Origin of the sequence: Streptomyces sp. WAC05374 (assembly GCF_004353505.1) — a bacterium.
GTDB lineage: Bacteria > Actinomycetota > Actinomycetes > Streptomycetales > Streptomycetaceae > Streptomyces.
In genome coordinates this window covers 184,872-210,143 of record NZ_SMNQ01000007.1, presented here as the reverse complement: position 1 = coordinate 210,143, position 25,272 = coordinate 184,872, and the positions used below count along the sequence as shown (strand labels likewise).

Here is a 25,272-nt window from a genome sequence, read left to right as displayed (position 1 = left end):
GACACACCATCTCACGGGGGAGTGGTACCGCATGCCCGGTGGAGGTTTCACCAAGTTGCCCGGAGGCAAGGTCGTGGTCGCGCTGAGTCTGCCCAGCCCGGTGGGCGACGGCTCCACGGTCCGCGTCCTGGTCCACGCCGCGAACCGCGCCCGCGCCCTGACCCGGCTGCGGAACCTGGGGCTGCGCGCGGTCTACCTGCGCGGCAACACCCACCCGCCCACGCCGGACGAGATCACCGCGGTGCTCCACCACCCCGACGGCCTGCTCTGGCGCACGGTCCCGGAGTCCCACACCGAGCTGTGGCGCCCCATCCGCGCCCTGCTGCCCCAGTCCCGCGCCTGGGGCGCCCCGAGCACGCCCTGGTAGCGCCGGGCCCCGGGCGGCCGGCGTACGGGCTCAGACGACCGGCTTGCCCGTCAGGTCGACGCCCGCGTCCCGCAGCTCCTTCAGGGCCCGCTCCGTGGTCTCCTCCGCGACACCGGCCGTCAGGTCCAGCAGCACCTGGGTGCGGAACCCCTCACGGGCCGCGTCCAGGGCGGTGGCGCGCACGCAGTGGTCGGTGGCGATGCCCACCACGTCCACCTCGGTGACCTCGCGCTCCCGCAGCCAGTCGGCCAGCCGGACGTCGTTCTCGTCGGTGCCCTCGAACCCGCTGTACGCGGCCGCGTACGCCCCCTTGTCGAACACCGCGTCGATCGCGCCCGAGGCGACCGCCGGCGCGAAGTTCGGGTGGAAGCCCACGCCCTCCGTACCGGCCACGCAGTGCCGGGGCCACGAGTTCACGTAGTCCGGCCGGTCGGAGAAGTGGTCGCCCGGGTCGACGTGGTGGTCACGCGTCGCCACCACGTGCTGGTAGACGGCCCCGGCGGCCTCGCCGACCAGGTCCGTGATGGCGGCGGCGACGTCCGCGCCGCCCGCCACCGCGAGGCTGCCGCCCTCGCAGAAGTCGTTCTGTACGTCGACGACGATCAGTGCGCGGTGCATGGCGGTAGTCCTTCGGTGGGGGAGCGGTCGGTCGGGCGTTCGGACGCGGTTCCGGGGATGGGTCCGAGCCTAGAGACTTACCCGGCCCGGCGGGAGGGGGCACCCCACTCCCGCCGGGCCGCGCCTCAGACGTACTCGGTGGGGATGACGGCCTCGCCCCGGGAGAGCTGGACCGCCGACATCGGCAGCCCCGCCCGCGCCGCCATGTGACGCTCCCGCGCCGCGTCCAGCGGCTCGCGCGCCACCACGTCGCCGCCCTTGACCAGCTCCACCAGCAACTGCCGGTCCGCGAGCTCCGCCGGCACCGGCCCGGTGCCGACGACCTCCGCCTCGGCCACCCCGTCCGCGTCCGCGCGCCGCGCCGCCCACTTGCGGCCGCCGACGGACATCTTGCCGCCGAGCGACTTCTTGGCCACCGCTCGCAGCGGCGCCCTCGGGTCCGCCGACTCGGCCCGCGCGACCAGCTTGTAGACCATCGAGCACGTCGGGTGCCCGCTGCCGGTCACGAGCTGCGTGCCGACGCCGTACGCGTCGACCGGCGCCGCCGCCAGCGACGCGATCGCGTACTCGTCCAGGTCCGAGGTGACGACGATCCGCGTGTCGCGCGCCCCCAGCTCGTCGAGCTGCTGGCGCACCCGGTGCGCGACCAGCAGCAGGTCACCGGAGTCGATGCGCACCGCGCCCAGCTCGGGCCCGGCGATCTCCACGGCGGTACGCACGGCCTCGGCCACGTCGTAGGTGTCGACGAGCAGCGTCGTACCCCGGCCCAGGGAGTCCACCTGCGCGCGGAAGGCGTCCCGCTCGGTGTCGTGGAGCAGGGTGAAGGCGTGCGCGGATGTGCCGACGGTCGGGATGCCGTAGCGGAACCCGGCCGCCAGGTCGGAGGTGGACGAGAAGCCGCCCACGTACGCGGCGCGGGCGGCGGCGACCGCCGACAGCTCGTGCGTACGGCGGGCGCCCATCTCGATCAGCCGCCGGTCGCCCGCGGCCGCGGACATCCGGGAGGCGGCGGCCGCGATCGCCGAGTCGTGGTTGAGGATCGACAGGATCACGGTCTCCAGCAGCACGCACTCGGCGAAGGAGCCCTCGACCCGCAGGACCGGCGAGCCGGGGAAGTACACCTCGCCCTCGGGGTAGCCCCAGATGTCGCCGCCGAAGCGGTACTCGGCGAGCCAGGCCAGCGTCGGCTCGTCGACGATGCCGCGCTCGCGCAGGAAGCCGAGGACGCCCGCGTCGAAGCGGAAGTTCTCCACGGCGTCCAGCACGCGTCCGGTGCCCGCCACGACGCCGTAGCGCCGCCCCTCGGGAAGCCGGCGGGTGAAGACCTCGAAGACCGACCGCCGGTCGGCCGTGCCGCCCCGCAGTGCCGCCTGGAGCATCGTCAGCTCGTACTGGTCGGTGAAGAGCGCGGTAGACGGCACGTCCACCGGCAGCCCAAGATCCGCAGCATTCATACGACGATGCTACCCCCGAATACTCGTCAGAGTGACGATTTCCTCCGGGTGCCCCCGAACACCCGTCCCCCGCCCCGTGCGCGCCCCGTTTGTGCGACCCCCCACCCTCAGTGGCAGCATTGGCTAAGTGAGTGTTGCTCCCGCAGAGATCGAACGCACCCAGCCGGCCGAAGAGAACTTCGCCGTCACCGAACCCGACGTGCCCTGGGTGACGATCGTCCACAACGACCCGGTCAACCTCATGAGCTACGTCACCTACGTCTTCCAGGCGTACTTCGGCTACTCCAAGGACAAGGCGCACAAGCTGATGCTGGACGTGCACCACAAGGGCCGGGCCGTCGTCTCCAGCGGCACCCGCGAGGAGATGGAGAGGGACGTGCAGGCCATGCACGGCTACGGACTGTGGGCGACCCTCTCCCAGGACCGCACCTGATGAGCGGGCACTTCGAGGCGCTGCCCGGCGGCGGCGCGGCCGTACCGCTCGACGAGGTCGAGATCTCCATCCTGCGCTCCCTGGCCGTCCAGCTCCTGGAGCTGATCGGCCCCGGCGAGGTGCCGCCCAAGGGCGAGGACCCGCTGGCGGAGCTGTTCCGCGAGGGGCCCAGCGAGCCGCCCGCCGACCCGGCGCTGGCCCGCCTGTTCCCCAACGCGTACGAGGACGGCGACGAGGAGCTGCGCGCCGCCTCCGCCGAGTTCCGCCGCTACACGGAGAACGACCTGCGCGCCCGCAAGCGCGAGGACGCCCTCGCCGTCGTACGGAGCCTGGACGGACTGAGCGCGGCCGGTGAGGGCGGCGCGGTGCTGAAGCTCACCGCCGAGGAGTCGCGCCGGTGGCTCGGCGCGCTCAACGACCTCCGGCTGACCATCGGCACGCGGCTGGAGGTCAGGGACGACGACGAGAACGAGGCGCTGTACCGGCTCCCGGACTCCGATCCGCGCAAGCCGATGGTCATGGCGTACCTGTGGCTGGGTGCCCTCCAGGAGACCCTGGTCGAGACCCTCATGTGACCTTCGTTCGCTCAGCGGACGCTCAAATCCGTATAACGATCGGATCACCAGCCCGCCCTGTTTTGGGGGGCTGGTGATTGCTTTGTCCGCTTCTCCTTGTGTGGTCCGTCACAGTAACTGTCCGTGATCACTGTCGAAATCGTGATAAATCTTCACGATCGCCCGGGGACGCCACCCCTGTGCCCGGGTGCGCTACGGCCGGCGGACCGCCGGCGGCACTCCATCCATATCCGGGGGGATCAGGACCTGATCCGCGGTCACGCACAGTCCCGTGCGAGCGACGCGGATCAGCGTGGAGAAAGGCGCACAACCATGACCTCAGTGCAGGTCGACAAGCAGCACGACGGCAGTGAGGCCGCGGGGGCCGCATCCGGCGAGGGTGAGGGCTATCAGCGGGGCCTCGGGGCCCGCCAGATCCAGATGATCGCGATCGGCGGAGCCATCGGCACCGGGCTCTTCCTCGGCGCCGGCAAGGCCATCTCCAAGGCCGGACCGAGCCTCATCCTGGCGTACGCCATCGCCGGCCTCGTCATCTTCTTCATCATGCGGGCACTGGGCGAGCTGCTCATGTACCGCCCCGTCTCGGGCTCCTTCGCGGAGTACGCCCGCGAGTTCGTCGGACCCTTCGCGGGCTTCGTCACCGGCTGGACGTACTGGCTCTTCTGGGTCGTCACCGGCATCACCGAGGTCACCGCCGCGGCCACGTACATGACGTACTGGTGGGACATCCCGCAGTGGATCTCCGCCCTGGCCTTCACCGTCATCCTCTTCGGCGCGAACCTGATCTCCGTGAAGCTCTTCGGCGAGCTCGAGTTCTGGTTCTCGATGATCAAGGTCACCGCCATCATCGGCATGATCCTGATCTGCGCCGGCATCCTCACCATCGGCTTCTCCGACGCCGGTGACACCGCCTCCATGACGATGCTCTGGTCCGAGGGCGGCTTCTTCCCCAAGGGCATCGGCGGCACGCTGATGACCCTCCAGATCGTGATGTTCGCCTTCCTCGCGGTCGAGCTGGTCGGCGTCACCGCCGGTGAGTCGAAGGACCCGAAGGTCACCCTGCCGAAGGCCATCAACACCGTCCCGTGGCGCATCGCCGTCTTCTACGTCGGCGCGCTGATCATGATCCTGTCGGTCGTGCCGTGGACGCACTTCCAGCCGGGCGTCTCGCCGTTCGTCGCCGCGTTCGAGAAGATGGGCCTCGGCATCGGCGCCGCGATCGTCAACTTCGTGGTGCTCACCGCCGCCCTGTCCTCCTGCAACTCGGGCATGTACTCCACCGGCCGCATGCTGCGCGACCTCGCGCTCAACGGCCAGGGCCCGAAGATCTTCACCCGGCTGACGAAGTCCGGCACCCCGCTGATCGGCACCGCCTTCTCGGCCGCGCTGATGCTCGTGGGCGTGTGGATCAACTACGTCGCCCCCGGCAAGGCCTTCGAGTACGTCGTCTCCTTCGCGACCATCTCCGGCATGTGGGCCTGGATCATGATCCTGGTCTCGCAGATCCGCTACCGGGCCGCCGTCAAGCGCGGTGAGGCCCCGGAGTCGGAGTTCAAGGCCCCCGGCGCGCCGTTCACGAGCTGGTTCGCCCTGCTGTTCATCGGCATGGTCATCGTGATGATGGGCATCGACGAGGGTGCGCGGGTCTCCCTGTACTGCGCCCCGCTGTGGGCCCTGCTGCTCGGCGTCTCGTACCTGGTCCTGAAGTCCCGGAACCCGGAGAGCGCCTCGTTCAAGCGGTAGTTTCCGGTGGCTTGTCCACCATGTGGGCCCGCCCGTACCGACCCTCGGTACGGGCGGGCCCGTCTGCTTATCCTGATGCGCATGCTGACCATCACACGGGCCCTGTACGACCAGATCGTCGCGCACGCGCGCGAGGACCACCCGGACGAGGCGTGCGGCGTGGTCGCGGGCCCGGCCGGCTCCGGCCGCCCCGAGCGCTTCATCCCCATGCTCAACGCCGCCCGCTCGCCCACGTTCTACGAGTTCGACTCGGGCGACCTGCTGAAGCTGTACCGCGAGATGGACGACCGCGACGAGGAGCCCGTCGTCATCTACCACTCGCACACCGCGACCGAGGCGTACCCCTCCCGCACGGACGTGTCGTACGCCAACGAGCCCGGCGCGCACTACGTGCTGGTCTCGACGGCCGACACGGACGGCGCCGGACCGTTCCAGTTCCGGTCGTTCCGGATCGTCGAGGGCGAGATCACGGAGGAAGAGGTCCAGGTCGTCGACGCCTACTGAGTGATCCGTCTCGGCTCGTGAGCGTGAATCGTCCATCATGCGAGATCACACTCCGAATGGCGGACCGGGAATCGATACGATGACCGCATGGTTTCCATCGACGTGAGCGAACAGACGCCGGGCACCGTGCTGCTCGTGGCGCGGCTGCACGTCGACCTGTGCCGCCTCGCCAGCGCGATGTGTCCGCGCTGCCGTGCCGTTTGAGCACCGTCCCCGGCACTCCCGGTACGACCCGGCCCCACCCCGCACCGCCGTGCGCATCCGTCCGTGCGCACCCAGCACGCCTGCCTTCTTCGCGACCCACCCTTCCGACAGGAGCCCACGCCATGGCCATCGAGGTCCGCATCCCGACCATCCTCCGCACCTACACCGGCGGCGCCAAGGCCGTCGAGGGCAGCGGGGACACCCTCGCCGACCTCTTCGCCGACCTCGAGACCCGGCACGCGGGCATCCAGGAGCGCATCGTCGACGGTGGCGAGCTGCGCCGGTTCGTGAACGTCTACCTGAACGACGAGGACGTCCGCTTCCTGGAGGGCATCAACACCAAGCTGTCCGACGGCGACAACGTGACGATCCTCCCGGCCGTGGCCGGCGGAATGCGCTGATGCGCTACGACTCGCCCCTCGCCGCGGTCGGCAACACCCCGCTCGTCCGGCTCCCGCGCCTGTCCCCGTCGGCGGACGTGCGCATCTGGGCCAAGCTGGAGGACCGCAACCCCACCGGCTCGGTCAAGGACCGCCCGGCCCTGCACATGATCGAGCAGGCCGAGAAGGACGGCCGGCTCACGCCCGGCTGCACCATCCTGGAGCCGACCAGCGGCAACACGGGCATCTCGCTGGCGATGGCGGCCCGGCTCAAGGGCTACCGCATCGTGTGCGTGATGCCCGAGAACACCTCCCAGGAGCGGCGCGACCTGCTCGCCATGTGGGGTGCCGAGATCATCTCGTCCCCGGCGGCGGGCGGCTCCAACACGGCGGTACGGGTCGCCAAGGAGCTCGCCGCCGAGCACCCCGACTGGGTGATGCTCTACCAGTACGGCAACCCGGACAACGCGGGCGCCCACTACGCGACGACGGGGCCCGAGATCCTCGCGGACCTGCCGTCCGTCACGCACTTCGTGGCGGGCCTGGGAACCACGGGCACCCTGATGGGCGTCGGCCGCTACCTGCGGGAGCACAAGCCGGACGTGAGGATCGTCGCCGCCGAGCCCCGGTACGACGACCTCGTCTACGGGCTGCGCAACCTCGACGAGGGCTTCGTCCCCGAGCTGTACGACGCCTCCGTGCTGACCACCCGCTTCTCGGTCGGCTCGGCGGACGCGGTCACCCGTACCCGGGAGCTGCTCCAGCAGGAGGGCATCTTCGCGGGCGTCTCGACGGGCGCGGCGCTGCACGCGGCGATCGGCGTGGGCAGGAAGGCGGTCAAGGCGGGCGAGAGCGCGGACATCGTGTTCGTCGTGGCCGACGGCGGCTGGAAGTACCTGTCGACGGGCGTCTACACGGCCGCGACGACGGAGGAAGCCATCGAAACCCTCCAGGGCCAGCTCTGGGCGTAGGGCCGCGGCCCCGCCGGGGGCGGCCCGCCGTCAGGCCGACAGGTGGCGCACCCGGTCCCAGACCAGGGGGTCCACCCGCCCGGCGCGGCGGCGGAAGCGCCGGACCGGGACGTCCCGCAGCTCGTCCGTCTCCAGGAAGCTCGGCCGCCCCCGCGCGTCGCCCACGGCGTCGGGGCGCAGGGCGATCACGCCCGGCCGGTCGTCCCGGTAGCGGCTGGTGATCTTGGCGACGAGCGCGGTGTCCCCGCGTACCGCCAGCACCAGGCAGGGACGGTCCTTGGAGCCGGGACCGTCCTCGTAGGGCACGTCCGCCCACCAGATCTCGCCCGCCCGGGGCCGTGGTCCCGCCGGCCGGCCGGGCCGGGCCGGCGGACGGGTCCGGCCACCCGGACGGCGGCCGCGCCCCGACGCGTCGCTCGCCGCCGCGACCAGTGCGATCACCACGACGGCGCCGAGCGCCGGCCACCAGGACGTGTCCATACCTTCGGACGCTACCCGCCCGAACCGGTGACAGCGCGGGTGAGTTCGACCACAAGGGGCCACCGCGAAGGAGCGACGCGGCCCGCCGCGCCTTACGCTCGGTAAACCGCACGACCTCCCCTGTCAGCGCCTGCCCGGCTCCCGTCCTCGGAGGTTCACGCTCCATGAAGCTCACCGTCGTCGGCTGCTCGGGGTCGTTCCCGTCCGCGGAATCGGCCTGCTCGAGCTACCTCGTAGAGGCCGACGGCTTCCGGCTGCTCCTCGACATGGGCAACGGCGCCCTGGGCGAGTTGCAGCGCCACATCGGTCTGTACGACCTGGACGCGATCTTCCTCAGCCACCTGCACGCCGATCACTGCATCGACATGTGCGGGTACTTCGTCGCGCGTTACTACCGGCACGAGGGCGGCCGCTGCCCGGCCATCCCCGTGTACGCCCCCGACGGCGCCGAGCAGCGCCTGACCACGGCGTACGCGGACACGCCGTCGGACACGTCGATGAGCGAGGTGTTCGACTTCCACACGCTCAAGTCCGGCGCGTTCGACATCGGCCCCTTCCGGGTGCGCACCGAGAAGGTGTGCCACCCGGTCGAGGCGTACGGCATCCGCGTCGAGCACGCGGGGAAGTCGATCACGTACTCCGGTGACACGGGCGTCTGCGACGAGCTCGACACGCTCGCGGCCGGTACGGACCTGTTCCTGTGCGAGGCGTCCTTCACGTACGGCAAGGAGGACATCCCGGGCCTGCACCTCAACGGCCGCGAGGCGGGTGCGCACGCGGCCAGGGCGGGGGCGGGGCGGCTGGTGCTCACGCACATCCCGCCGTGGACGGACGGCGAGCGGAACCTGGCGGACGCGCGGGCCGTGTACGACGGCCCGTCGGAGCTCGCGCACGCGGGCGCCGTGTACGAGGTATGAGAAAGAAGGCCCCCGGCGTCGCCGGGGGCCTTCCTTTTCCGTACGCGTGTTACTTGGCTTCGGCCTTCTGGAGCTCGGCCAGCTCCTCGTCGGACTCGCGGCCCGGCGTCGGCAGGTTGTACTTGGTGATCGCGAAGCGGAAGACCACGTAGTAGACCGCCGCGAAGCACAGACCGACCAGGGCCAGGCCCCACGGGTTGGAGGCGATGCCCAGGTTGAGGACGAAGTCCACCGCGCCGGCCGAGAAGCCGAAGCCGTCCTTCATGCCCAGCGCCCAGGTCAGCGCCATGGAGACACCGGTGAGCACGGCGTGGATCGCGTAGAGCACCGGCGCGATGAACATGAAGGTGAACTCGATCGGCTCCGTGACACCGGTGACGAAGGACGTCAGCGCGAGGGAGAACATCATGCCGCCGACGACCTTGCGGCGCTCGGGGCGGGCGCAGTGCACGATCGCGAGGCAGGCCGCCGGGAGGGCGAACATCATGATCGGGAAGAAGCCGGTCATGAACTGTCCGGCGGTCGGGTCACCGGCGAGGAAGCGCGCGATGTCGCCGCTCTTGCCCTCGTAGGAACCGGCCTGGAACCACGGGAAGGAGTTGAGCAGGTGGTGCATGCCGACCGGGATCAGCGCGCGGTTGGCGACACCGAAGATGCCCGCGCCGACGGCGCCGGAGCCGACCAGGCTCTCACCGATCCAGTGCAGACCCGCGCCCAGCCACGGCCAGATGAGGCCGAAGACGATGCCGGTGACCAGGCCGGCGAAGGCGGACAGGATCGGGACCAGGCGCCGGCCGCCGAAGAAGCCCAGCCAGTCCGGCAGCTTGGTCCGGTAGAAGCGCTGGTAGAGCAGCGCCACGATGATGCCCATGACCACGCCGCCGAGCACCTTGGCGTCGACCGCCTGCTCGACCATGACGATCTTGCCGTCGACGATGGCTTCCTTCTTGGGCAGGCTGCTGTCCGTGAAGGTGCCGAGCACGCTCTTGAAGACGAGGTAGCCGGTCACGGCCGCCAGGGCCGTGGAACCGTCGGACTTCTTCGCGAAGCCGATCGCGATACCGACGGCGAACAGCAGCGCCATGTTGTCCAGCAGGGCACCGCCACCGGCCGCCATGTAACCGGCGATCTTGGTGATGAAGGTCGGGAAGGACTCCCGGCCGAGCATGTCGGGCTGACCGAAACGCACCAGGAGCGCGGCGGCCGGCAGCACGGCGACCGGCAGCATGAGGCTGCGGCCGATGCGCTGCATGACCGACATCACGCCCGCGCCCTTCTTCTTCTCCGCCGCGGGGGCGGCGCTGGCCGTGGACATCAAGTTCCTCCAGGTGGGCAAGGCGCCGCCTGGCATGATCAAATGGGGGACGGCGGCGTCTCAAGGAAGCGCGGCAGCGCCGCGTGGTCTACACCAGTAGTGGTGTAGACCTGTTGTAGCACGGTGAGCGTTAGATAAGGAACTTGCGATTTGATAACGCCGCTGGTCCCCGTGCGCGCTACGGCTTGGTGACGTCCGTCTCCGCCTCTTCCGGCTCCCGGCCCGGCGTCTTGAGGTCGAATTTCGTGATCGCGAAGCGGAAGATCGCGTAATAGACGACCGCGAAGGCCAGACCGATCGGAATGATCAGCCAGGGCTTGGTCGCCAGCCCCCAGTTGATGACGTAGTCGATCAGCCCCGCCGAGAAGCTGAAGCCGTCCTTGACGCCGAACGCCCAGGTCACCGCCATCGAGACTCCGGTCAGCAGGGCGTGCACCGCGTACAGCGCCGGGGCGATGAAGAGGAACGAGTACTCGATCGGCTCGGTGATGCCGGTGACGAACGAGGTGAGCGCCACCGAGAGCATCAGCCCGCCGACCTCCTTGCGGCGGTGCGGCTTGGCGCAGTGCGTGATGGCCAGGGCGGCCGCCGGCAGGGCGAACATCATGATCGGGAAGAAGCCGGTGGTGAACTGCCCGGCGTCCGGGTCGCCCGCCAGGAACATGCTGATGTCGCCGTGCACCACCGTGCCGTCCGGCTTGGTGTACGTACCGAACTGGAACCACACCGGCACGTTCAGGAACTGGTGCAGGCCGATCACCAGCAGCGCGCGGTTGGCGACGCCGAAGAGACCGGAGCCCCACGCCCCGAGGCCGACCAGCCAGTCGCTGAAGTCCTCCAGGGCGTCGCCGACCGGGGGCCAGACGAACAGGCACACCACGGCGAAGGCGATCGCCACGAACGACATGATGATCGGCACCAGCCGGCGGCCGTTGAAGAAGCCCAGCCAGTCCACCAGCCTGGTGCGGTGGTAGCGCTGCCAGAAGTAGGCGGTGAACAGCCCCATGACGATGCCGCCGAAGACGCCCGGGTTCTGGTACGTGTACGCCACGAAGGTGTCGTCCGCGCCGAGGCACCCGCCGTTGACGTCGGTGGTGCCCGCCGGGCAGTCCTTGGGGAACGCGCGCAGCACGCCCCGGTAGACGAGGAAGCCCGTGACGGCGGCCAGCGCGGTGGAACCGTCCGCCTTCTTGGCCATGCCGATCGCCACGCCCACGCAGAACAGCAGCGGCAGGCCCAGGTCGGCGTCGAGCAGGGCGCCGCCCGCGCCCGCCATCACCTTGGCGACGTCGTCCCAGCCCGCGCCGTCGGCGCCGAAGACGTCCGGCTGGCCCAGCCGGTTGAGGATGCCCGCCGCCGGCAGTACCGCGATGGGCAGTTGGAGGCTGCGGCCCATCTTCTGGAGCCCCTGGAAGAGGCCGGTCCACCGCTTCTGCCTCGGTGCCGGCTTCGACGGGGCCGCGCTGTCGGAGCTCATCGGCGTCCTCCTGGTCTCCTGGGCGAGACTGGTGTAGACCAGTTGCGATATCGTGGGCGCTGGTGATCGTCATCCTTCGGTACAACCGGGTAATGCGCCCGCGAAGATGGGCCAACCGTGCGTTACCGTGACGAAAGACCTAGGTGGGCCGAGCAGCGCTCAGTGCTCCGGAACGGCCTTTGAACGCAGGGAGAGAGACATGGCCAGCAAGGCTGAGAAGATCGTCGCCGGGCTCGGCGGCATCGACAACATCGAAGAGGTCGAGGGCTGCATCACCCGCCTGCGCACCGAGGTCAACGACCCGGACCTGGTCGACGAGGCCGCGCTGAAGGCCGCCGGAGCCCACGGCGTCGTCAAGATGGGCAGCGCGATCCAGGTCGTCATCGGCACCGACGCCGACCCGATCGCCGCCGAGATCGAAGACATGATGTGAGCTGACCGCTCACCCGTGAGGGGCCCGTTCCGGTACCGGAACGGGCCCCTCACGCACGGGCGACTAGGCTCGTGCCATGTCTCGAATCGACGGCCGCACCCCCGAACAGCTCCGCCCGGTCACCATCGAACGCGGATGGAGCAAGCACGCCGAGGGCTCCGTCCTCATCTCCTTCGGCGACACCAAGGTCTTCTGCACCGCCTCCGTCACCGAGGGCGTCCCGCGCTGGCGCAAGGGCAGCGGCGAGGGCTGGGTGACCGCCGAGTACTCGATGCTGCCGCGCTCCACCAACACGCGCGGCGACCGCGAGTCCGTACGCGGCAAGATCGGCGGCCGTACGCACGAGATCAGCCGGCTGATCGGCCGCTCCCTGCGGGCCGTCATCGACTACAAGGCGCTCGGCGAGAACACCATCGTCCTCGACTGCGACGTCCTCCAGGCCGACGGCGGCACCCGCACCGCCGCCATCACCGGCGCGTACGTCGCCCTCGCCGACGCCGTCGCCTGGGCGCAGGGAAAGAAGCTGGTCAAGGCCGGGCGCAAGCCCCTGACCGGCACCGTCGCCGCCGTGTCCGTCGGCATCGTGGACGGCACGCCGCTGCTGGACCTCCGCTACGAGGAGGACGTGCGCGCCGAGACCGACATGAACGTCGTCTGCACCGGCGACGGCCGGTTCGTCGAGGTCCAGGGCACCGCCGAGGCCGAGCCCTTCGACCGCAAGGAGCTCAACGCCCTGCTCGACCTCGCCACCGGCGGCTGCGCCGACCTCGCCGCCCTCCAGCGCGACGCGCTGGGCATCACGCTCTAGCCCTCTTCGGCCGAGAGGCCCGGCAACCGCCGGGGCCCTCGTCGGCGTCTGAAGGAGTACGGGCGTACGGGCCGAACCGTACGCCCGTCCGCAGCCCTCGGGAGGACCCGTTCCATGCGCCGTCGTCGTACCGCCGCCCTCGCCGCCGCCACCGCAGTGCTCGCCCTCACCGGAGCGGTCGGCTGCGGCGCCCTCGACAAGGCCATGGACTGCGTCCAGGCCGCCGACGCCATCGCCACCAGCGTCGACAAGCTGAGCCAGGCCGTCTCCTCCGCCACGGACGACCCCACCCGGCTGAACGAGTCGCTCAACGAGATCGACAAGGAGCTCGACAGCCTCAAGGACAAGACGGACAACGCCGACCTGTCCAAGGCCGTCGACGACCTCGGCATGGGTGTCGACAGTGTCCGCACCGCCGTCGAGAACGGCGACACCACCCCCGACATCAAGCCCGTCACCGACGCCGCCACCGAGATCGGCAAGGTCTGCACCCCGTAGATACTGGGCACATGACCCGCCTGATCCTCGCCACCCGCAACGCCGGGAAGATCACCGAACTGCACGCCATCCTCGCCGACGCGGGGCTCGACCACGACCTCGTCGGCGCGGACGCCTACCCCGAGATCCCCGACGTCAAGGAGACCGGCGTCACCTTCGCGGAGAACGCCCTCCTCAAGGCCCACGCCCTCGCCCGGGCCACCGGCCTGCCCGCCGTCGCCGACGACTCCGGCCTGTGCGTCGACGTCCTCGGCGGCGCCCCCGGGATCTTCTCGGCGCGCTGGTCGGGCCGCCACGGCGACGACCGGGCGAACCTGGAGCTTCTGCTCGCCCAGCTCGCCGACATCGCCCCCGAACACCGCGGCGCCCACTTCGCCTGCGCCGCCGCCCTGGCCCTGCCGGACGGCACCGAGCGCGTGGTCGAGGGCCGCCTGCGCGGCACCCTGCGCCACGCCCCGGCCGGCAGCGGCGGCTTCGGCTACGACCCGGTCCTCCAGCCCGACGGCGACAGCCGCACGTGCGCCGAGCTGACCGCGGCGGAGAAGAACGCCATCAGCCACCGCGGCCAGGCCTTCCGCGCCCTGGTCCCGGTCATCCGCGAACTGGTCGGCTGAGGCCCGCCCCGCACACACGAAGGGCCGCCCCCGGGAAGCGGGGACGGCCCTTCGTCGTCCTGTGCGGCCGGAGGGACTCGAACCCTCACGGGTGTTACCCCACTGGGACCTAAACCCAGCGTGACTGCCAATTCCACCACGGCCGCGTACGCGCCCCCATCGTAGTGGGCCCGCCACGGCCGCCGGGCGGCGCCCGTCAGAACCGGGGCTCGGGCGCCCGGGCCCGGACCAGCGCGGCGGCCTCCTCCTCGGTGCACACCGACGGCGGTGAGCCCGCGAGGGGCTGACGGGCCGTCTCCTTCATGCAGGCCACCGCGACGACCCCCACCAGGGCCGCCGCCATCGCGTAGTACGCGGGCATCAGCGAGCTGCCGGTCAGGCCGATGAGGGCGGTGATGACCAGCGGGGTCGTGCCGCCGAACAGGGACGCGGAGAGGTTGTAGCCCACCGACAGCGAGCCGTAGCGCACATGCGTCGGGAAGAGCGCCGGGAGGGCCGCCGACATGGTGCCCAGCAGGCACACCAGTGACAGGCCGAGCATCAGCATGCCCGCCGTGACGGCGAGGACGCCGCCGAGGCCGATCAGCCAGAACGCCGGCACCGACAGGAACAGGAACCCCAGCATGCCCGCCATCAGCAGCGGCTTGCGGCCGTAGCGGTCGCTGAGGCGGCCCACCCGGCTGATGATCAGCATCAGCAGCGCCATGACGGCCAGCAGGATCAGCAGCCCGTGCGTCGCGCTGTAGCCCAGCTCGTCGGAGAGGTACGTCGGCATGTACGACAGCAGCATGTAGTCGGTGATGTTGTACGCCCCGACGAGCGCGACGCACAGCAGCAGCGTCGGCCAGTACTGGCGGAAGATCGTGCCGAGGTCGCCCTTGGCGGACGTCTCCACCGTGTCGGCGGCCTCGGAGGCGGACGCGCTCTCCGACTCCAGCTTCCGGAACGCCGGCGTCTCGTCCAGCCGCAGCCGCAGGTAGAGCCCCACCAGGCCCAGCGGGCCCGCCACCAGGAACGGCACGCGCCAGCCCCAGGACTCCATGGCCGCGTCGCCCAGGACCGCCGTCAGCGCCGTGACCAGGCCCGCCGCGCCCACGTACCCGGCGAGCGTGCCGAACTCCAGGAAGCTGCCGAAGAAGCCGCGCCGCTTGTCGGGCGCGTACTCGGCGATGAAGGTGGACGCACCGCCGTACTCCCCGCCCGTCGAGAAGCCCTGCACCAGCCGGAAGAGGATCAGCAGCACCGGGGCCCAGAAGCCGATGGAGGCGTACGAGGGGATCAGCCCGATCGCGAACGTGCCGACCGCCATCAGGATCATCGTCAGCGCGAGGACCTTCTTGCGGCCGATCCGGTCGCCCATCGGGCCGAAGAACAGGCCGCCCAGCGGCCGGATCAGGAAGGCGACGGCGAAGGTCGCGAAGGAGGACAGCAACTGCGCCGTGTCGTTCCCGGACGGGAAGAAGACATGGCCGATGGTGACGGCCAGATAGCTGTAGATGCCGAAGTCGAACCACTCCATGGCGTTGCCGAGCGAGGCCGCCTTCACGGCCCGCTTGACCGCCGCCTCGTCGGTGACGGTGATGTCGGACCGCCGGAGTTTCGGGTTCTTCCGCTGCTGGATGGTGCGGAACAGGATGCGGTGGCGCCTGACCGCCGCTGGATCGGCCGTGGCCGCCATGGGCAGGGTTCCTTTCCTGGACTTCGGGATCAATCCAAGGGGAACACCTGCTCGTGCGTAACGATCGCAAACCGAGGTCCCGGATATCGGGGACCAAGGTCACATGGCGGCGGGCCGGCCGGCCGGACGGCTCAGATGCCGAGGTCCTTGATGATCTTGGCCACGTGGCCGGTGGCCTTCACGTTGTACAGCGCCCGCTCGACCTTGCCCTCCTCGTCCACGACCACGGTCGAACGGATCACGCCCGTCACCGTCTTGCCGTACAGCTTCTTCTCGCCGAAGGCGCCGTACGCGGTGAGCGTCTCCTTGGACGGGTCGCCGACCAGCGTGACCTTCAGGTCCTCCTTCTCCCGGAACTTCGCCAGCTTCTCCGGCTTGTCCGGGGAGACGCCGACCACGTCGTAGCCCGCGTCCGCGAGCACGCCGAGGTTGTCGGTGAAGTCGCACGCCTGCTTGGTGCAGCCGGGCGTCAGCGCGGCCGGGTAGAAGTAGACGATGACCTTGCGGCCCCGGTAGTCCGCGAGCGACACGTCGTTGCCGTCCGCGTCGGGCAGGGTGAAGGCGGGGGCCGTGTCGCCGGGCTGCAGTCGCTCGCTCATGATCTCTCTCCTGAATCGGACGTATGCGTTCAGAGCCTAATGGGGGTCTGCGACAGTCACCGGGCCCCTGAGCTGACAGACTGTCCACCACGGATTTGGACGGACCTACGGAGGCAGCGCGGTGTCGGAAGCCAGGACCCCTGCGCAGATCGAGGCGGACATCGTCCGCCGGCGCGAGCAGCTCGCCGTCACTCTCGACGAGATCGGCGTACGCATGCACCCGAAGACGATCATCGGGGACGCGAAGGCCAGGGTGGCGTCGACGGTCGACGAGACCGCCGGGCGCGCCTTCGTCACGGTGAACCGCGTCGTCACCGACGTGAAGGGACGGTTCGTCTCGGAGGACGGCGAGCCGCGCCTGGAGCGCGTCGTGCCGGTGGCCCTGCTGGTGGTCGGCGTGGTGGGGCTGCTCGCCGTCACCGCCCGCAGGCGCAAGGGCTGACACGATCCGTGACCCTCTGGCGTGCGCGGCGCGTCCGGGCAGGTAGGTTCGTGGCGTGAGCGAGAACACCCACGACAAGCTGCCCATCCGGATGCTGCACGACCGGGTCCTGGTCCGCAGCGACACGCCCGAGGGCGAGAGGCGCTCGGGCGGCGGCATCCTGATCCCGGCGACCGCCGCCGTCGGCCGCCGGCTCGCCTGGGCCGAGGTGGTCGCGGTCGGTCAGAACGTCCGGACCGTGGAGATCGGCGACCGGGTGCTGTACGACCCCGAGGACCGTGCCGAGGTCGAGGTGCGGGGCGTGGCGTACGTCCTGATGAGGGAGCGCGACCTGCACGCGGTCGCGGCGGACCGCTTCGGCGGGTCCGAGGACTCGACCGGTCTGTATCTGTAGCGGGAGCGGCTTCGGGCCTGGTGGCGGACGTCACCAGGCCCTTGCGCATGCCCTTTGCTAGCGTGGAGGGACCCCGACGAGACGCGCCGTACCGGGTTACGCAAAGACGACGCACCCCCTTGGTCGTACGTTCTCGCGTCTCGGAGGTGCCGTCATGGCATGGGTCCTGCTGATCGTCGCCGGTCTGCTCGAGGTGGGCTGGTCGATCGGGATGAAGTACACCGACGGCTTCACACGGCTGTGGCCCAGCCTGTTCACCGGCATCGGGATCGTCGCCAGCATGGCCCTGCTGTCCCAGGCCGCGAAGACCCTGCCCATCGGTACCGCGTACGGCGTGTGGGTCGGCATCGGCGCGGCCGGCGCGGCGGTCGTCGGCATGGTGGTGCTGGGCGAGCCGGCGACCGCCGCGCGGATCTTCTTCGTCTGTCTGCTCCTGGTCGCGGTGGTGGGCCTGAAGGCCACGTCCGGCCACTAGGGGGTGTCTTGCCGATCTTGCCGGGCTCGCGACGCCTGGCACGCACGCTCGCCGCGTTGTCGTCGGTCGCCAATGTCCCCCGTAGCCCTACGGGCACGGGAGGTGCCCCCACCGCAGTGGCTCCTCCCCCTGCCTTCGGCGGGGGGACCCCCACCTCCGCCTTGCGATCGCACGCACCGGACACCGCTCCCTGATCCGGCCTGATCGACAAGACACCCCCTGGCCCCGGCCCGGGCGACCTAACCGGCGGGCGCGGGTACGGGCGGCGGCGCGCCGGGTGCCGGACCACCGGGCGGGCCGGCCGGCACCGCCGCGGCGGGCCCGGCGGTCGCGGCCCCCGGTCCCGGGGCGGGCGTTCCCCGCCCGCCGCCCGTCGACCGCGCCCCACCGGTGCCGCCCGGCGCGGCGGGGCCGCCGCGGTAGCCGTCGTCACCGTCGTCCCGCCCGCGCCCCTCCCGGCCGCGCCCCGCCTCCATGCCCTCCTGGTCGCCGCCCTCGTTCCAGCCGTCCGGGCCCTCCGTGTCGCCCTCCCCGGGCCACGGCTCCTCCTCGGGCGGTTCCTCGTCCGCGCCCTCCGCCAGCACCAGGTCGAAGTCCCGCACCGCGCTGCCCGCCAGGGCCGCCCGGGTGTACTGGCCCCAGATCTCCGCGGGCGCCCCGCCCCCGTTCATCCGCTCCAGCCCCAGCGCCCCGTACAGCGGCTTCTGCGCCCCGGTGTCCGGGTCCTGGCCCATCACCGTGATCACGGTGGCCAGGTCCGGGGTGTAGCCGGCGAACCAGGCCGCCTTGTCGTCCTCCGCCGTTCCGGTCTTGCCGGCGGCCGGGCGCCCGGCCGCCTGCGCGGCGGTGCCGGTGCCGCCCTCGATGACGCTGCGCAGCATGGCCGTCGTCGTGTCGGCCGCCTCCCGGCTGATCACCTGCTCGCTCTTGGCCGCGGGCAGCGGCAGTGTCCTGCCGTCCTTCTCGATCCTCTCCACCAGTGCGTACCGGCCGTGCTTGCCGTGGTTGGCGAGGGTCGCGTACGCCCCGGCCATGTCCAGCACGCTCGCGGTGGCCGGGCCGAGCGCGATGGACGGCGAGGGGTTCAGGTCGGGCGTGTCGGCGGGCAGGCCCAGGTCGATGGCGGTCTGCTCCACCTTGGCGGGGCCGACGTCCACGGCGAGCTGGGCGTACACCGCGTTGACGGACTTGTCCGTGGCCGTGCGGACGGTGATGGGGCCGTAGTCCACGTCGTCCTCGTTGGCCGGGGAGTAGGGGTGGCCGCCCCAGCCCTGCACCTGGCGCTTGTTGGTGCCGTCGTACCGGGTGTTGGGGAGGATGCGGTCACCGTCCTGGGTGACGGAGGCGTTGTCGATGGCGGCGGCGAACACGAAGGGCTTGAAGGTGGAGCCGACCTGGTAGTCGCGGCGGGTCGCGTTGTTGACGAACTGCCGGGTGTAGTCGACGCCGCCGTACATGGCGACCACCTTGCCGGTGGCCGGGTCGACGGACACGCCGCCGACCCGTACGTAGCGGTCGGTCTCGTTGGCCGGGTCGAGCCGCGCGGTGACCTGGTCGGCCACGGCCTCGACGAGGGCCTCCTGCTTGGGCTGGTCCAGGGTGGTGGTGATGCGGTACCCGCCCTGGGCCAGGGTCTTCTTGTCGATGACGTCATGGGCGGTGAGGTAGTCCTCGACGGCCTGGACGATGTAGCCGCGCTGGCCGGACAGCCCGGTCGTGGCGGTGGCGTCCTCCGGCTCGGGGAAGGCGGTGGCGGCCCGGGCGGCGGGGGTGAGCCACCTCTCCTGCACCATGGCGTCCAGCACGTAGTTCCAGCGCCCGACCGCCTTGGCGCGCATGTCGGGGCGGCCGTCGACGTCGTACGCGCTGGGGGCGTTGAGCAGCACGGCGAGGTACGCCCCTTGAGCGGCCGTCAGGTCCTGGGCGTCCCTGCCGTAGTAGGCGCGGGCGGCGGCCTGGATCCCGTAGGCGTTGCGGCCGTAGAAGCTGGTGTTGAGGTAGCCCTCGAGGATGTCGTCCTTGGTCTTCTCCCGGTCGAGCTTGATCGAGATGAAGAACTCCTTGACCTTGCGGACGAGGGTCCGCTCCTGGCCGAGGTAGTAGTTCTTGACGTACTGCTGGGTGATGGTGGAGCCGCCCTGGGTGCCCTTGCCGGTGAGCGTGTTCCAGGCGGCGCGGAGCATCGCCTCGGGGTCGACGCCCGGCTGGGAGTAGAAGTCCCGGTCCTCGGCCGCCAGCACGGCCCGCCGGACGGGCAGGGGGACCTGGGAGAGGCGTACGTTCTCGCGGTTGACGTCACCCTTCTGGGCGAGCGGGGTGCCGTCGCGGTAGAGGTACACGTTGGACTGGGCCGTGGCGGCGGCGTTGGCGGCCGGGATGTCGACGAGCTGGTAACCGGCGAAGAAGCCGCCGATCAGCAGCAGGGCGGTGAGGAGGAACGCGCCGAGGACCATGCGCCAGGTCGGCACGAGCCGCCGCCAGCCGGTGCGCCTCTTCCGCTTCGGCTTCTTCCCGTCAGGGCGGGCGGGTTTTCCGCCGGGTGTCCCCGCGACGGTCGGGTCGCGGGGCTCCCAGCCTGGCTGCGAGGGCTCGTCGCTCATGGTCTCCGGCCTGTTTCGTCGCTTATGTCCTGTTTGTATAGCCCTCTCATAGTGCACGGCGCACCCGCCCAACCCCGGCAACGGCAGCGGAAAACCGCTCGCGGGCCCGGACCGCGACGGGCTAGGCTCCCCGGCTTTGGTGTGTGACGGGTACGGGAAGGAGCACGGGACATGCGGCTGTACGCGGCCGTGGCGGCGGGTGCGTTCCGGCGGTACGCGACGTACCGGATGGCGACCGCCGCCGGGGTGTTCACCAACACCGTCTTCGGCTTCATCCTGGCGTACACCTACATGGCGCTCTGGAACGAGCGCCCCGGGCTCGGCGGTTACGACATGGCCGAGGCGCTCGCCTATGTGTGGATCGGACAGGCCCTGCTGGCGACCTGCGGGCTGATGGGCGGCGGGTTCGAGGACGAGCTGATGGAGCGCGTCAAGACGGGCGACATCGCCGTCGACCTCTACCGCCCGGCCGACCTCCAGCTCTGGTGGCTCTCCGTCGCCCTCGGCCGGTCCGGCTTCCAGTTGCTCGGCCGGGGCGTGGTGCCGATGGCGGCCGGGGCGCTCGCCTTCGACCTCGCGCTGCCCGAGCGCCCGCTGACCTGGCTCGCCTTCCTGGTGTCGGTGGCGCTGGGCGTGGTGGTCAGCTTCGCCCTCTGGTTCCTGGTGGCGCTGAGCGCGTTCTGGCTGATGGACGGGGCGGGCGTGGTGCAGGTGGCGTGGCTGTCGGGGCTGTTCTTCTCCGGGATGCTGCTGCCGCTCACCGTTTTCCCCGGGACGCTGGGCGAGGTGGCGCGGGCGCTGCCCTGGGCGTCCATGCTCCAGGTCCCGGCGGACGTGTTCCTGGAGAAGTGGACCGGCTGGGGCCTGACGGGGCTGTACGCCTTCCAGGCCGGCTGGGCGGTGGTGCTCCTGGCGGCCGGGCGCGTGCTCCAGGCGGCGGCGACACGACGGGTGGTGGTCCAGGGTGGCTGAACCGGGCGCGGGGCCGGTAGGTCAGGGGCGGTCCGGCGTGGCTGAGCCGGGCGCGGGGGCGGGGGTGACGGCGGTCGGGCAGGGGCCGTCCGGGGTCGGCGAGCCGGGCGCGGGATCGGGCGCGGGGGCGACGGGGCGGGGGTGGTCCGGGGTGGGCGAGCTGGGTGCGGGGCTGCGCGCGTACGGGCTGATCGCCGCGATGTGGGTGCGGTCGACGATGACGTACCGCGTCTCCTTCGCCCTCACGCTGGTGTCCAACTTCGTGGCCACCGGCTTCGACTTCGTCGTCATCCTGCTGATGTTCGGCCAGGTGCGCGGCCTGGGCGGCTTCTCCTTCGCCGAGGTGGCGTTCCTGTACGGGACGACCAGCACCGCCTTCGGGCTGGCCGACCTGTCGCTCGGTCAGCTCCAGCGGATGGGCCGGCGCGTACGGGACGGGACGCTCGACACGCTGCTGGTGCGGCCGGTGCCGGTGCTCGCGCAGGTGGCGGCCGACCGCTTCGCGCTGCGGCGCCTCGGGCGGGTGACCCAGGGGCTCCTCGTCCTGGTCTGGTCGCTGGTGCTGCTGGACGTGGCGTGGACGCCGCTGAAGGTGGCGCTGGTGCCGGTGATGGTGGTGAGCGGGTGGCTGATCTTCGCGGCGCTGATGGTGGCGGGTGCGGCGTTCCAGTTCTGGGCGCAGGACGGCTCGGAGGTCACCAGCGCGTTCACCTACGGCGGCAACACCCTGCTCCAGTACCCGCCCGTGATCTTCGCGCAGGACCTGGTGCGCGGGGTGGTGTACATGGTGCCGCTCGCCTTCGTGAACTGGGTGCCGGCGCTGTACGTGCTGGGGCGCGAGGCACCGGCGGGGCTGCCGGCGTGGGCGGCGTTCGTGTCGCCGTTGGTGGCGGCGGTGTTCTGGGCGGGGGCGGGGCTGGCGTGGCGGGTGGGGATTCGTTCGTACCGGAGTACGGGGAGTTGAGCGCTGACATGGACGTGTCGGACACGGTGCCCGGCGTCATGCCGGACGTCGACGGTGACGTCATCGAACTGGACGGGGTGGAGAAGGTCTTCGACGTACGCCGCAAGACCGGCCGCTTCCGGCGCGTAAGGAGCCAGGTCCGCGCGGTGGACGGGATCAGCTTCCGCGTGTCGCGCGGCGAGATGGTCGGCTACATCGGTCCCAACGGCGCGGGCAAGTCGACCACGATCAAGATGCTGACCGGCATCCTCACGCCCAGCGGCGGACGGCTGCGTGTCGCCGGCATCGACCCCTCACGGGACCGGACCCGGCTGGCGCGCCGCATCGGAGTGGTGTTCGGGCAGCGCACCACGCTGTGGTGGGACCTGCCGCTGCGGGACTCGTACCGCATGGTCCACCGCCTGTACCGGATTCCCGACGCCCGGTTCCGCGAGAACCTGGAGCGGTGCGTCGAGCTGCTCGACCTCGCCGAGCTGCTGGAGGTGCCGGTGCGTCAGCTCTCCCTGGGCCAGCGGATGCGCGGCGACATCGCGGCGGCGCTGCTGCACGACCCGGAGGTCCTCTACCTCGACGAGCCGACGATCGGCCTGGACGTCATCTCCAAGGCGAAGGTGCGCGGTTTCCTGCGGGACCTCAACGCCGAACGCGGGACGACGGTGCTGCTCACCACGCACGACCTGACCGACATCGAGCAGCTCTGCAAGCGGGTGATGGTCATCGACCATGGGCGGCTGATGTACGACGGGCCGCTCGGCGGGCTGCACGAGGTGGGCGAGAGCGAGCGGACGCTGGTGGTGGACCTGGAACGGGAGCTGCCGCCGATCGCGGCCGACGGCACCCGGGTGGTGAAGGTGGAGGGTCCCCGCCAGTGGCTGGCGTTCCCGGCGGCGCGGTCGGCGGCGCCCCTGGTGGCGCGCATCGCGGCGGAGTACCCGCTGGTGGACCTGTCGGTGCGGGAGCCGGACATCGAGGCCGTGATCGCGAAGATGTACCGCCAGGGGGCCACGACCGGGCAACCCGGCGGGCGACCCTCCGGACGATCAGCGGGCCTGTGACGGCGTCCGTAGCCGGGCGACTCGGCCGGCGACCCTCCGGACGATCAGCGGGCCTGTGACGGCGCCCACCACCGGGCGATTCGGCCGGCGACCCTCCGGACGATCAGCGGGCCTGTGACGGCGCCCACCACCGGGCGATTCGGCGGGCGACCCTCCGGACGATCAGCGGGCCTGTGACGGCGCCCCGCATTAGGCTGTTCGTATGACGAGCGAACTGCCCGAGATGCGGGCCTCGGACGCCGACCGCGAGCGGATCGCGGAGCGGCTGCGGGACGCGGTCGCCGAGGGCCGCCTCGACATGGCCGAGTTCGAGGAGCGCCTCGACCTCGCCTACAAGGCCCGCACCCACGGCGAGTTGGTCCCGCTCGTCCGCGACCTGCCCGCGGCCGCGACCCCCGTGGAGAGCGGTGACCCCGCCTGGCCGGCCCGGATCGGCAGGCCCGCCACCTCCAAGGGCGCCTTCGCCTTCTGGAGCGGCTTCGGGAGGCGCGGGAAGTGGAGCGTCGCGCGGAACTTCACGGCGGCCGTGCTCCAGGGCGGCGGCGACATCGACCTGCGCGACGCCGACTTCGAGGACCGCGAGATCGTCATCCGCTGCTTCGCCGTCATGGGCGGCATCCAGGTCGTCGTCCCGCCCGAGCTGCACGTCGAGGTGACCGGCCTGGGCTTCATGGGCGGCTTCGACGACCGGGGCGCCGGCGAGGGCACCCCCGGCTCGCCGCGCGTGCGGATCACCGGGTTCGCGCTGATGGGCGGCGTGGACGTCAGGCGCAAGGAACGGAAGGCGGCCCGCAAGCAGCTCCGGAAGTGACGTTCCGGGGTGCGCGGGGAACTCGCCGTGCGGCTGGGGAGTACCTGAGATAGGGACATAGGTACGCACGCGCGCGGACGGGTGGAGCAGGATGAACCGAACGAAGACCCCGCTGGTCGCCTTCTCGTACACGGCCGCCGACGAGGAGAAGCGCCGGGGCGTGCGCCGGATGAAGTTCACGGCCACCGCCCTGCTGCTCCTGGTCGCCCTGATCTACGTCCTGGCGACCTGGGCGCGCAACTCCGGGGTGACCGGCTGGCCCGGTTACGTGGCCGCCGCGGCCGAGGCCGGCATGGTGGGCGCGCTGGCCGACTGGTTCGCGGTGACCGCGCTGTTCCGGCGCCCCATGGGGCTGCCCATCCCGCACACGGCGATCATCCCGACCAAGAAGGACCAGCTCGGCGCCTCGCTCGGCTCCTTCGTGGGCGAGAACTTCCTCTCCGAGACCGTCGTACGCGCCCGGCTCCACTCCCTCGGCATCGGCGGGCGCCTCGGCACCTGGCTCGCCGAGCCCGCCCACGCCGACCGCGTGACGGCCGAGCTGTCCACGGCGCTGCGCGGGGCGCTGACCGTGCTGCGGGACGCCGACGTCCAGGCGGTGGTCGGCGAGGCCATCACGCGGCGGGCCGAGGCCGTGGAGATCGCGCCCGGTGTGGGCAAGACCCTGGAGAAGGTCGTCGCCGACGGGGCGCACCACGGGGCGGTCGACCTGATCTGCAACCGCGCCCACGACTGGCTGGTCCTGCACTCCGACTCGATCATGGACGCGGTCCAGGGTGGCGCGCCCGGCTGGACGCCCCGCTTCGTGGACCGCAAGGTCGGCGAGCGCGTCTACAAGGAACTGCTGCGGTTCGTCACCGAGATGCGCGACATGCCCGCCCACCCGGCGCGCGGCGCCCTGGACCGGTTCCTGACCGACTTCGCGGCCGACCTCCAGGGCGACACCGACACCCGCGCCCGGGTGGAGCGCCTCAAGTCCGACCTGGTGGCCCGGCCGGAGGTCCAGGACATCATCGCCTCGGCCTGGGCCTCCGTACGCGCCATGATCATTTCGGCGGCGGACGACGAGCGCAGCCAGCTCCGCCTGCGCGCCCGCGCCTCCCTGATCTCGCTCGGCAACCGGCTCGCCACCGACAGCCGCCTGCGGGCGAAGGTCGAAGGCTGGGTCGAGGACGCGGCGGTCTACGTCGTCACGACGTACCGCGCCGAGATCACCTCGCTCATCAGCGAGACGGTCGCGAGCTGGGACGCCGACCAGACGTCCAGGAAGATCGAGGCCCACATCGGCCGCGACCTCCAGTTCATCCGCATCAACGGCACGGTGGTCGGCGCGCTCGCGGGCCTGCTGATCTACACGGTCTCCCACGCCCTGGGCGGCTGACCCGCGCCCCGGGGGGCGTGCCGGGCGGGGGACCGGCCCCTGCCCGACCGGTCACCCGCCCGGCCACTGTGGGGAGGTGCTGTCTTATACGTACGCCATCGAGCGGGTGT

29 protein-coding genes, 1 tRNA gene and 1 riboswitch are annotated in these 25,272 nt (G+C 71.2%); of the genes, 21 read left to right on the top strand and 9 right to left on the bottom strand.

Features of this window, described 5'->3' with window-relative positions:
- The first annotated feature begins 31 nt into the window (after positions 1–31).
- Complete coding sequence (locus tag E2B92_RS16775; RefSeq protein WP_126888734.1) at positions 32–367, top strand: hypothetical protein; 336 nt, start codon at positions 32–34, stop codon at positions 365–367.
- Positions 368–397: 30 nt separating this feature from the next.
- Here E2B92_RS16775 and E2B92_RS16770 read toward each other — a convergent pair whose 3' ends face one another.
- Positions 398–985 carry an isochorismatase family protein gene (locus E2B92_RS16770; RefSeq protein ID WP_126888733.1) on the bottom strand — a complete coding sequence of 196 codons (588 nt, stop codon included), beginning with the start codon at positions 983–985 and terminating at the stop codon, positions 398–400.
- A 125-nt stretch (positions 986–1,110) separates the two neighbouring features.
- Positions 1,111–2,439: a nicotinate phosphoribosyltransferase gene (locus E2B92_RS16765; RefSeq protein WP_126888732.1), complete on the bottom strand. Its 1,329-nt coding sequence runs from the start codon at positions 2,437–2,439 to the stop codon at positions 1,111–1,113.
- Positions 2,440–2,566: 127 nt separating this feature from the next.
- Between E2B92_RS16765 and clpS the strand changes: the two genes are divergently transcribed.
- The 7 genes from clpS (at position 2,567) to E2B92_RS16735 (ending at position 7,249) form a co-directional block, all read left to right on the top strand.
- Positions 2,567–2,872 carry an ATP-dependent Clp protease adapter ClpS gene (gene clpS, locus E2B92_RS16760; RefSeq protein WP_126887445.1) on the top strand — a complete coding sequence of 102 codons (306 nt, stop codon included), beginning with the start codon at positions 2,567–2,569 and terminating at the stop codon, positions 2,870–2,872.
- Entirely contained in the window at positions 2,872–3,447 is a 576-nt protein-coding gene (locus E2B92_RS16755; RefSeq protein ID WP_126887446.1) for a DUF2017 domain-containing protein, read from the top strand. The genes clpS and E2B92_RS16755 overlap by 1 nt, the downstream gene beginning before the upstream one ends.
- Before the next feature lie 312 nt (positions 3,448–3,759).
- Positions 3,760–5,190, top strand: coding sequence for an amino acid permease (locus tag E2B92_RS16750; protein WP_126887447.1), 1,431 nt, complete (start codon positions 3,760–3,762; stop codon positions 5,188–5,190).
- Positions 5,191–5,271: 81 nt separating this feature from the next.
- Positions 5,272–5,694 (top strand): Mov34/MPN/PAD-1 family protein, encoded by a 423-nt coding sequence (locus E2B92_RS16745; protein WP_126887448.1) that lies wholly within the window; start codon positions 5,272–5,274, stop codon positions 5,692–5,694.
- A gap of 87 nt (positions 5,695–5,781) precedes the next feature.
- Entirely contained in the window at positions 5,782–5,898 is a 117-nt protein-coding gene (locus E2B92_RS33975) for a putative leader peptide (protein ID WP_312846082.1), read from the top strand.
- Between the two features lie 122 nt (positions 5,899–6,020).
- Complete coding sequence (locus tag E2B92_RS16740) at positions 6,021–6,299, top strand: MoaD/ThiS family protein (protein ID WP_126887449.1); 279 nt, start codon at positions 6,021–6,023, stop codon at positions 6,297–6,299.
- Positions 6,299–7,249, top strand: a complete 951-nt coding sequence (locus tag E2B92_RS16735; protein WP_126887450.1) for a PLP-dependent cysteine synthase family protein — start codon at positions 6,299–6,301, stop codon at positions 7,247–7,249. The genes E2B92_RS16740 and E2B92_RS16735 overlap by 1 nt, the downstream gene beginning before the upstream one ends.
- A gap of 30 nt (positions 7,250–7,279) precedes the next feature.
- On the opposite strand, the gene E2B92_RS16730 is transcribed toward E2B92_RS16735, so the two are convergent.
- Complete coding sequence (locus E2B92_RS16730) at positions 7,280–7,729, bottom strand: type II toxin-antitoxin system PemK/MazF family toxin (protein WP_126887451.1); 450 nt, start codon at positions 7,727–7,729, stop codon at positions 7,280–7,282.
- A gap of 164 nt (positions 7,730–7,893) precedes the next feature.
- Between E2B92_RS16730 and E2B92_RS16725 the strand changes: the two genes are divergently transcribed.
- Positions 7,894–8,646 (top strand): MBL fold metallo-hydrolase, encoded by a 753-nt coding sequence (locus tag E2B92_RS16725; RefSeq protein WP_126887452.1) that lies wholly within the window; start codon positions 7,894–7,896, stop codon positions 8,644–8,646.
- 49 nt (positions 8,647–8,695) lie between these two features.
- Here E2B92_RS16725 and E2B92_RS16720 read toward each other — a convergent pair whose 3' ends face one another.
- Positions 8,696–9,961: a PTS transporter subunit EIIC gene (locus tag E2B92_RS16720; RefSeq protein WP_126887453.1), complete on the bottom strand. Its 1,266-nt coding sequence runs from the start codon at positions 9,959–9,961 to the stop codon at positions 8,696–8,698.
- A 178-nt stretch (positions 9,962–10,139) separates the two neighbouring features.
- On the bottom strand, positions 10,140–11,438 hold the full coding sequence (locus E2B92_RS16715) for a PTS transporter subunit EIIC (RefSeq protein WP_126887454.1): 1,299 nt from the start codon (positions 11,436–11,438) through the stop codon (positions 10,140–10,142).
- Positions 11,439–11,637: 199 nt separating this feature from the next.
- On the opposite strand from E2B92_RS16715, the gene E2B92_RS16710 reads away from it, so the two are divergent.
- From E2B92_RS16710 to rdgB, 4 genes are all read left to right on the top strand, one after another.
- Positions 11,638–11,871: a glucose PTS transporter subunit EIIB gene (locus tag E2B92_RS16710; protein ID WP_126887455.1), complete on the top strand. Its 234-nt coding sequence runs from the start codon at positions 11,638–11,640 to the stop codon at positions 11,869–11,871.
- A 76-nt stretch (positions 11,872–11,947) separates the two neighbouring features.
- The gene (gene rph, locus E2B92_RS16705) at positions 11,948–12,679 is read left to right on the top strand and encodes a ribonuclease PH (protein WP_126887456.1); all 732 of its coding nucleotides are present in this window, start codon (positions 11,948–11,950) and stop codon (positions 12,677–12,679) included.
- A gap of 114 nt (positions 12,680–12,793) precedes the next feature.
- Positions 12,794–13,177 (top strand): hypothetical protein, encoded by a 384-nt coding sequence (locus E2B92_RS16700; RefSeq protein ID WP_126887457.1) that lies wholly within the window; start codon positions 12,794–12,796, stop codon positions 13,175–13,177.
- Positions 13,178–13,188: 11 nt separating this feature from the next.
- A complete protein-coding gene (gene rdgB / locus E2B92_RS16695) occupies positions 13,189–13,791 on the top strand; it encodes an RdgB/HAM1 family non-canonical purine NTP pyrophosphatase (protein WP_126887458.1) in 603 nt (200 codons plus the stop codon).
- A gap of 62 nt (positions 13,792–13,853) precedes the next feature.
- Here the strand turns inward: rdgB and E2B92_RS16690 are convergent.
- The 3 genes from E2B92_RS16690 to bcp form a co-directional block, all read right to left on the bottom strand.
- Positions 13,854–13,937, bottom strand: a tRNA-Leu gene (locus E2B92_RS16690).
- A 50-nt stretch (positions 13,938–13,987) separates the two neighbouring features.
- On the bottom strand, positions 13,988–15,469 hold the full coding sequence (gene proP / locus E2B92_RS16685) for a glycine betaine/L-proline transporter ProP (protein ID WP_126887459.1): 1,482 nt from the start codon (positions 15,467–15,469) through the stop codon (positions 13,988–13,990).
- A 131-nt stretch (positions 15,470–15,600) separates the two neighbouring features.
- Positions 15,601–16,068 (bottom strand): thioredoxin-dependent thiol peroxidase, encoded by a 468-nt coding sequence (bcp, locus tag E2B92_RS16680; protein WP_126887460.1) that lies wholly within the window; start codon positions 16,066–16,068, stop codon positions 15,601–15,603.
- Between the two features lie 121 nt (positions 16,069–16,189).
- Between bcp and E2B92_RS16675 the strand changes: the two genes are divergently transcribed.
- From E2B92_RS16675 to E2B92_RS16665, 3 genes are all read left to right on the top strand, one after another.
- Positions 16,190–16,510: a DUF3618 domain-containing protein gene (locus E2B92_RS16675; protein WP_126887461.1), complete on the top strand. Its 321-nt coding sequence runs from the start codon at positions 16,190–16,192 to the stop codon at positions 16,508–16,510.
- Between the two features lie 55 nt (positions 16,511–16,565).
- Positions 16,566–16,904 carry a GroES family chaperonin gene (locus E2B92_RS16670; RefSeq protein WP_064069312.1) on the top strand — a complete coding sequence of 113 codons (339 nt, stop codon included), beginning with the start codon at positions 16,566–16,568 and terminating at the stop codon, positions 16,902–16,904.
- A 45-nt stretch (positions 16,905–16,949) separates the two neighbouring features.
- Positions 16,950–17,020, top strand: a riboswitch (guanidine-III (ykkC-III) riboswitch).
- 38 nt (positions 17,021–17,058) lie between these two features.
- Positions 17,059–17,379 (top strand): DMT family transporter, encoded by a 321-nt coding sequence (locus tag E2B92_RS16665; RefSeq protein ID WP_126887462.1) that lies wholly within the window; start codon positions 17,059–17,061, stop codon positions 17,377–17,379.
- A gap of 239 nt (positions 17,380–17,618) precedes the next feature.
- Here the strand turns inward: E2B92_RS16665 and E2B92_RS16660 are convergent, their stop codons facing one another.
- A complete protein-coding gene (locus tag E2B92_RS16660; protein WP_126887463.1) occupies positions 17,619–19,979 on the bottom strand; it encodes a transglycosylase domain-containing protein in 2,361 nt (786 codons plus the stop codon).
- 171 nt (positions 19,980–20,150) lie between these two features.
- Here E2B92_RS16660 and E2B92_RS16655 point away from each other — a divergent pair, with 171 nt between their 5' ends.
- The 5 genes from E2B92_RS16655 to E2B92_RS16635 all read left to right on the top strand — a co-directional run bounded on the left by E2B92_RS16655 (position 20,151) and on the right by E2B92_RS16635 (position 25,162).
- Positions 20,151–20,951, top strand: coding sequence for an ABC transporter permease (locus tag E2B92_RS16655; protein ID WP_126887464.1), 801 nt, complete (start codon positions 20,151–20,153; stop codon positions 20,949–20,951).
- A 199-nt stretch (positions 20,952–21,150) separates the two neighbouring features.
- Entirely contained in the window at positions 21,151–21,915 is a 765-nt protein-coding gene (locus E2B92_RS16650; protein ID WP_133087591.1) for an ABC transporter permease, read from the top strand.
- 8 nt (positions 21,916–21,923) lie between these two features.
- Positions 21,924–22,970, top strand: a complete 1,047-nt coding sequence (locus tag E2B92_RS16645; protein ID WP_235023852.1) for an ABC transporter ATP-binding protein — start codon at positions 21,924–21,926, stop codon at positions 22,968–22,970.
- Between the two features lie 202 nt (positions 22,971–23,172).
- A complete protein-coding gene (locus E2B92_RS16640; protein ID WP_126889492.1) occupies positions 23,173–23,781 on the top strand; it encodes a DUF1707 SHOCT-like domain-containing protein in 609 nt (202 codons plus the stop codon).
- 91 nt (positions 23,782–23,872) lie between these two features.
- Positions 23,873–25,162 (top strand): DUF445 domain-containing protein, encoded by a 1,290-nt coding sequence (locus E2B92_RS16635; RefSeq protein ID WP_126889491.1) that lies wholly within the window; start codon positions 23,873–23,875, stop codon positions 25,160–25,162.
- Positions 25,163–25,272 lie beyond the last annotated feature (110 nt).

What these genes read in the sequence shown, in the direction of transcription:
- E2B92_RS16635 (WP_126889491.1), top strand. Translation starts at nt 23,873, where the DNA reads ATGAACCGAACGAAGACCCCGCTGGTCGCCTTCTCGTACACGGCCGCC.
- E2B92_RS16650 (WP_133087591.1), top strand. Translation starts at nt 21,151, where the DNA reads ATGTGGGTGCGGTCGACGATGACGTACCGCGTCTCCTTCGCCCTCACG.
- bcp (WP_126887460.1), bottom strand. Translation starts at nt 16,068, where the DNA reads ATGAGCGAGCGACTGCAGCCCGGCGACACGGCCCCCGCCTTCACCCTG.
- E2B92_RS16640 (WP_126889492.1), top strand. Translation starts at nt 23,173, where the DNA reads ATGACGAGCGAACTGCCCGAGATGCGGGCCTCGGACGCCGACCGCGAG.
- E2B92_RS16755 (WP_126887446.1), top strand. Translation starts at nt 2,872, where the DNA reads ATGAGCGGGCACTTCGAGGCGCTGCCCGGCGGCGGCGCGGCCGTACCG.
- E2B92_RS16720 (WP_126887453.1), bottom strand. Translation starts at nt 9,961, where the DNA reads ATGTCCACGGCCAGCGCCGCCCCCGCGGCGGAGAAGAAGAAGGGCGCG.
- E2B92_RS16725 (WP_126887452.1), top strand. Translation starts at nt 7,894, where the DNA reads ATGAAGCTCACCGTCGTCGGCTGCTCGGGGTCGTTCCCGTCCGCGGAA.
- E2B92_RS16710 (WP_126887455.1), top strand. Translation starts at nt 11,638, where the DNA reads ATGGCCAGCAAGGCTGAGAAGATCGTCGCCGGGCTCGGCGGCATCGAC.
- E2B92_RS16655 (WP_126887464.1), top strand. Translation starts at nt 20,151, where the DNA reads ATGCGGCTGTACGCGGCCGTGGCGGCGGGTGCGTTCCGGCGGTACGCG.
- E2B92_RS16730 (WP_126887451.1), bottom strand. Translation starts at nt 7,729, where the DNA reads ATGGACACGTCCTGGTGGCCGGCGCTCGGCGCCGTCGTGGTGATCGCA.
- E2B92_RS16660 (WP_126887463.1), bottom strand. Translation starts at nt 19,979, where the DNA reads ATGAGCGACGAGCCCTCGCAGCCAGGCTGGGAGCCCCGCGACCCGACC.
- E2B92_RS16700 (WP_126887457.1), top strand. Translation starts at nt 12,794, where the DNA reads ATGCGCCGTCGTCGTACCGCCGCCCTCGCCGCCGCCACCGCAGTGCTC.
- E2B92_RS16745 (WP_126887448.1), top strand. Translation starts at nt 5,272, where the DNA reads ATGCTGACCATCACACGGGCCCTGTACGACCAGATCGTCGCGCACGCG.
- E2B92_RS16775 (WP_126888734.1), top strand. Translation starts at nt 32, where the DNA reads ATGCCCGGTGGAGGTTTCACCAAGTTGCCCGGAGGCAAGGTCGTGGTC.
- E2B92_RS16750 (WP_126887447.1), top strand. Translation starts at nt 3,760, where the DNA reads ATGACCTCAGTGCAGGTCGACAAGCAGCACGACGGCAGTGAGGCCGCG.
- E2B92_RS16740 (WP_126887449.1), top strand. Translation starts at nt 6,021, where the DNA reads ATGGCCATCGAGGTCCGCATCCCGACCATCCTCCGCACCTACACCGGC.
- E2B92_RS16735 (WP_126887450.1), top strand. Translation starts at nt 6,299, where the DNA reads ATGCGCTACGACTCGCCCCTCGCCGCGGTCGGCAACACCCCGCTCGTC.
- proP (WP_126887459.1), bottom strand. Translation starts at nt 15,469, where the DNA reads ATGGCGGCCACGGCCGATCCAGCGGCGGTCAGGCGCCACCGCATCCTG.
- E2B92_RS16770 (WP_126888733.1), bottom strand. Translation starts at nt 985, where the DNA reads ATGCACCGCGCACTGATCGTCGTCGACGTACAGAACGACTTCTGCGAG.
- E2B92_RS16665 (WP_126887462.1), top strand. Translation starts at nt 17,059, where the DNA reads ATGGCATGGGTCCTGCTGATCGTCGCCGGTCTGCTCGAGGTGGGCTGG.
- E2B92_RS16765 (WP_126888732.1), bottom strand. Translation starts at nt 2,439, where the DNA reads ATGAATGCTGCGGATCTTGGGCTGCCGGTGGACGTGCCGTCTACCGCG.
- rph (WP_126887456.1), top strand. Translation starts at nt 11,948, where the DNA reads ATGTCTCGAATCGACGGCCGCACCCCCGAACAGCTCCGCCCGGTCACC.
- E2B92_RS16715 (WP_126887454.1), bottom strand. Translation starts at nt 11,438, where the DNA reads ATGAGCTCCGACAGCGCGGCCCCGTCGAAGCCGGCACCGAGGCAGAAG.
- E2B92_RS16645 (WP_235023852.1), top strand. Translation starts at nt 21,924, where the DNA reads ATGGACGTGTCGGACACGGTGCCCGGCGTCATGCCGGACGTCGACGGT.
- E2B92_RS33975 (WP_312846082.1), top strand. Translation starts at nt 5,782, where the DNA reads ATGGTTTCCATCGACGTGAGCGAACAGACGCCGGGCACCGTGCTGCTC.
- rdgB (WP_126887458.1), top strand. Translation starts at nt 13,189, where the DNA reads ATGACCCGCCTGATCCTCGCCACCCGCAACGCCGGGAAGATCACCGAA.